Raw genomic sequence first — 4,746 nt, forward strand, 5'->3', positions numbered from 1 at the left:
AAACTAACGCCGCATTAAGGTGTGAGCGGCGCTTGGCTATACTTGAGCGAAGCGAAACTGCCAAGCGTTGCGAATCACTCTTGAATGCTTTGTTAGCCTTCAATTTCCAAGGACATTTGTTCAATGATTTTGTCCTTATACACGCCGTTTTCTAGTGAATTAAGAAAAAAGTTTGTTACGTCCAACGCGACACGACAACACCACTCACAGAACTGCGTAGTTTCAATGCTACAAAGCCAACTATCTGCCTCATCGAATGCTTCTAGCACACCTATACTGACTAAATATTTTATTTGTGTCTCAGGTCGGGGGTACTCTACGCTAAGCGTAACTCCATTTTCGCCGATCACTCGCTCAGACATAATCACTTCTGGCGCACGATGTATGACGGCATTTCTCAGCTTCCTCAAAACTTCAAAATTTTGGTCTGGTTGAGAGTTAGGACGAAACCTCTGGCGTGAAAAGATATTCTTAGCTGTTTTATATTTTTTTAAAATAGAAACTTTATGTGCATCTCGCCCTGTGACAAGCCTCTTTAATCTGTCATACATTTGCCTCTCTCTAGCAGATAACCTACCGCCGCAAAATAGTTCTCGGGAACATAAAGACTCATTGATAAATGCTTCGATAGTGCTAAATGAGTACGTCAAACATACAATTGCCAAGTCCGGATTATTACGAACATTATCTCTGGCATACTTTGCTATTGAATAAAACCGTCGATGTGCAAAATGAACTTTTCTGCCTCTAATAACCTTACCTTTTAATTCTTCCACTCTCTCTCCTTGAAGGCTAACGCCGCATTAAGGTGTGAGCGACGCTTGGCTATACTTGAGCGAAGCGAAAGCGCCAAGCGTTGCGAATCACTCTTAAATGCTTTGTTATAAATCTGAACTCTATAAGTTTTGGTTGGCGATTTTGTCCATAAAACCAGAGACTAGAGCCAACGACTTTTTACTCTGACTAGCCTGCCTATACATACACGCTGCGCGTCCAAAACCCAAAGCAGGTTCCTTTTCCTCATGAGAAAAGAAAGCGCTTGAACTAAATTCAAATAGAATACCTGCTACATTACGACCTGCATTTTTGTCTGATACATCTTGCTGCCCTCTAGCGAAATCTGTAATCGCTTTTTGTATTTCCATGTCATACAGACGTACATCGCTTGTTGCTGTAACCGTACCCTCAGGCAAGAGCACATCAGTCACATCCAGTGCTATTAAGCCATACTTATTTTTACGATTTGCACCAATACGTGTATCTATCTGGTTTGATGCTTCTTTGATACGAGAGGCCAATTTTTTCAAAGATTTTATACGTTTGCACTCTACATACAATCTGTCTTTACCAATAGTAACAACCACATCGCAGTCATCCGTTAGGTCGACGTCATAGCCACCTTTGAGAAACCTAGAGGCAATGTTTAGCTCAAACGCGAAATCTCGTGCTGGGTCATCATTTTGTCCTTTTTTGTTCTTTTTGATTGCTTCGGCACGTATGCTTTTACCAGACATGACATGTTTGATACGGTCTTTTAAGCCCTCATGCTTACCATCTTTAAAAGTATTCCACAAACGAATGATCTGGCACGCTTCGGTCGCTGCTTGCATAAAATGATAGAAATCATCAAATAGGTCTCGGTCCGTAGGTGCTTTTGCTCCGGGGTTTACAAATGTTTTTAGTAACCGCTCGTAGTCGCCCATTCGAGTACTTTTATATGGAAAACCCATCTCTTCGGATAACCATTGACATGCTTCTGAGAATTCTTTTTTACGATCTGTAAATTCTCCGTGATACATTGCAGTTTTACTTATTTCTAACATTGAGATACCCATAACCCTCCGAACTCATGTGATTTATAACGCCTTGTTAAGGTGTGAGGCACGCAATACCTAAGCTTCCGCATAACACCTCAACCACTGAACCTAACGCATAGTGAAAATGCCACGCGTGCCGAATCACTCTTGAACAATTTGTTATGTACGTTGTACCGAGCGCACTGGTACCCAACCAATTTCACCCGTTGACCTCGAAACTCGATACCACTCATTGAGTTCAAACTGCACTGACAGCTTTTCACCAATGACTGTATTGAGCTCAACATTGTCATAATCATAACGCAAAACACCTTCTGAGATTCCTTCAATCTTTTCGATATATTGAACTGGAGCCCAACCCTGCAGACCTTCACTACTGGTTATAAAAATCCAATTGGGAAACTCGTCGTCAATTGCACCGAGAGCCACTTTATCACCTTGTTTCAAATAAAACGGATTGGGATATTCTGAGACGTGTTTTTCCGTAGCGACTACTTCCATATTTTCTCCAAAGTACATAACGCCCTGTTAAGGTGTGAGCAACGCAATACCGAAGCTCCCGCATGCCACCTTAACCACTAAAACCAACGCATAGTAAAAATGCCACGCGTGCCGAATCACTCTTGAACAGTTTGTTATGTGCGTTCTTGTTTATTAATTTCTCGCCTATACCAAGACTCTGAGACACTCCACGTTACAAAACCTAGAACTACCCCAAGAGCAAGTAATATCAGTGTCGACAAACCAAAATCAAACCAGAATTCTAACCACGTGCGAACTTTGTCAAATAGGATGAAACCAACAGTTTTTCCAAACAAGACTGAACCAGCTGCAATTAAAGTAGTTTTTAAAACGTAATGACCCCGCCCATTTTTACGAGTTTGTTTCCACCTGTTTAATCTTTTATTTTTCCAAGTATTCATAAGCGAGAACTCCATTTGCACTCTCGAAAACCCTAATCTATAACTGGAAACATTCCTTAAAACCTGTACTGATTATGCGATACAGCCCAAATTAGATGCATAGCACATAACGCCCAATTCTTACGAATCCCCTCATAATTTCTATATAAAACAATGAGTAGACGCACATCGCTCATTCTGATCTAATGAATTTCGCCAAAAACACACCTGATTAAATGGATTTAATAGGGAGCCCTAACGATGCGCGACATTCAAATTCTACAGCAAACGATTGAGAATCAATGCCCTGAAATTCACAAAAAACGACTTAGCTCTCTGATACTTGCAACCAAAGCGGTTCTGGATGGCTCTGATCTAACACTCACTAAAATTGGAAGAGCTCTCGACACTGATACCACCGTGAAACATGCCATCAAACGTATCGACCGACTACTTGGTAATCGCAATCTACACCGTGAAAAAGAGTCCATATATAAATGGCATGCCTCCTTTATTACCCGTGCTAATCCTTTTCCCGTGGTCCTGGTTGATTGGTCTGATGTTCGAGAGCAACTGCGCTATATGACATTACGCGCTTCGGTATCTGTTAAAGGACGCGCCGTCACGCTTTATGAGCAGGCATTTGAGTACAAAAACTATAACTCACCGAAGAGCCATCAACACTTTCTCGATAAGCTTCAGTCTTTGCTCCCAGAAGGTTGCACACCTATCATTGTCTCCGACGCAGGCTTTAGAAATACTTGGTTTCGGCAAGTCGCCAACAAAGGTTGGTTCTGGCTTGGACGTGTACGTGGCGAAGTCTCGATTAAATGTGGTGAACACTCTTGGCAATGGAATAAAGCGTTTTACCCTCAAGCAACAGATAAGCCGCAGTTTTTAGGGGAAAGCCAACTTGCTAAGCGCTCACCGCTTAAGTGCTTTGCTTACTTATACAAGACTCATCCCAAAGGCAGAAAAGCCCATCGACACAGCCGAACGTGCCAAAAACACTCGGCAGGAAAAGTGTTCAACAAAGGAGCAAAGGAACCTTGGCTTCTGGTCACGAACATCCCCAATCATGTACTTAACAGCATTAGAGTAACCCGTTTGTACGCCAAAAGAATGCAAATTGAAGAGTCATTCCGAGATCTAAAAAGCCCAGCCTACGGGTTGGCGCTCCGCCATAATCGAACACGTTGCACCAAGCGCATTGATATCTTATTGCTTATGGCATTGATGGCCGAAATCATCATGTGGTGGAATGGCTTAATCGCCATGCAGGCCAATTGGCATTACGACTTCCAAGCCAACACCATCAAGCATCGTCGGGTGCTCTCAATTCCTAGGCTTGGTAAGGAAGTACGTTGTCATCGGAGGTACCGAATACAAGAGTCCCAATATCACTGGGCAATGATGGAATATCAGCGCCTAACGCATACCTGTGGGTTGGGAGAATTATGAGGGGATCCGCCAGCGCCCTGTTAAGGTGTGAGCAACGCAATACCAATGCCGCCGCATACCACCTTAATCACTTAAACCAACGCATGATAAAAATGCCACGCGTTGCGAATCACTCTTAAACAGTTTGTTATGTGTTGATCAAGTGCTTCTGATATTTACTGGAATTAGGATCATATTTTCCTAAATAGTCTACAAACGCCTTTATAAGTTTTTTATCACTTTTGAAGCTTGAACTAGGGATATTTTTATACATTTCAATCTCCTCCCAACTATACGGTGTACCAGAAGTTCGTTTTTTTGTATCTTCAATAACATTATCAGCTTCAATTGTTGTCTTAGGAATCGTATGCGTAGCAAGAAAGCATACTTCAGAATTTGTTTTATCTAGAATATACATCACGATTTTTTTATTTATGGTTGTAAATTCATTTTCTGTTATAATAGTTTTCATAACAGTTTCACAGTGTTGGGTAAAATCTATTTCCAAGTCACAAAATGATACTGAATCACGACTCACTATTATAAATTCCGTCGAAATATCAAGACCTCCAACTTCATATCTAAAG

The 4,746-nt window shown here is 41.6% G+C and carries 6 protein-coding genes; 1 reads left to right on the top strand and 5 read right to left on the bottom strand.

Going from position 1 to position 4,746, the window contains the following annotated elements; all coding sequences use genetic code 11:
- Positions 1-92: 92 nt before the first annotated feature.
- The 4 genes from CAG68_RS05540 to CAG68_RS05565 form a co-directional block, all read right to left on the bottom strand.
- Entirely contained in the window at positions 93-776 is a 684-nt protein-coding gene (locus CAG68_RS05540; protein ID WP_161440896.1) for a hypothetical protein, read from the bottom strand.
- 120 nt (positions 777-896) lie between these two features.
- Positions 897-1,835, bottom strand: a complete 939-nt coding sequence (locus tag CAG68_RS05545; protein WP_161440897.1) for a hypothetical protein — start codon at positions 1,833-1,835, stop codon at positions 897-899.
- 141 nt (positions 1,836-1,976) lie between these two features.
- A complete protein-coding gene (locus tag CAG68_RS05555; RefSeq protein ID WP_017635398.1) occupies positions 1,977-2,318 on the bottom strand; it encodes an SH3 domain-containing protein in 342 nt (113 codons plus the stop codon).
- 134 nt (positions 2,319-2,452) lie between these two features.
- On the bottom strand, positions 2,453-2,740 hold the full coding sequence (locus CAG68_RS05565; protein WP_161440898.1) for a hypothetical protein: 288 nt from the start codon (positions 2,738-2,740) through the stop codon (positions 2,453-2,455).
- A 240-nt stretch (positions 2,741-2,980) separates the two neighbouring features.
- Between CAG68_RS05565 and CAG68_RS05570 the strand changes: the two genes are divergently transcribed.
- A complete protein-coding gene (locus tag CAG68_RS05570) occupies positions 2,981-4,180 on the top strand; it encodes an IS4 family transposase (RefSeq protein WP_161440899.1) in 1,200 nt (399 codons plus the stop codon).
- A gap of 127 nt (positions 4,181-4,307) precedes the next feature.
- Here CAG68_RS05570 and CAG68_RS05575 read toward each other — a convergent pair.
- On the bottom strand, positions 4,308-4,746 hold a 439-nt coding region (locus CAG68_RS05575; RefSeq protein WP_237667850.1), incomplete at its 5' end, for a hypothetical protein.

The organism is Vibrio sp. V42_P2S4T144, from assembly GCF_009904715.1.
In the GTDB taxonomy this organism is placed as follows: domain Bacteria; phylum Pseudomonadota; class Gammaproteobacteria; order Enterobacterales; family Vibrionaceae; genus Vibrio; species Vibrio alginolyticus.

What these genes read in the sequence shown, in the direction of transcription:
- CAG68_RS05555 (WP_017635398.1), bottom strand. Translation starts at nt 2,318, where the DNA reads ATGGAAGTAGTCGCTACGGAAAAACACGTCTCAGAATATCCCAATCCG.
- CAG68_RS05545 (WP_161440897.1), bottom strand. Translation starts at nt 1,835, where the DNA reads ATGGGTATCTCAATGTTAGAAATAAGTAAAACTGCAATGTATCACGGA.
- CAG68_RS05570 (WP_161440899.1), top strand. Translation starts at nt 2,981, where the DNA reads ATGCGCGACATTCAAATTCTACAGCAAACGATTGAGAATCAATGCCCT.
- CAG68_RS05565 (WP_161440898.1), bottom strand. Translation starts at nt 2,740, where the DNA reads ATGAATACTTGGAAAAATAAAAGATTAAACAGGTGGAAACAAACTCGT.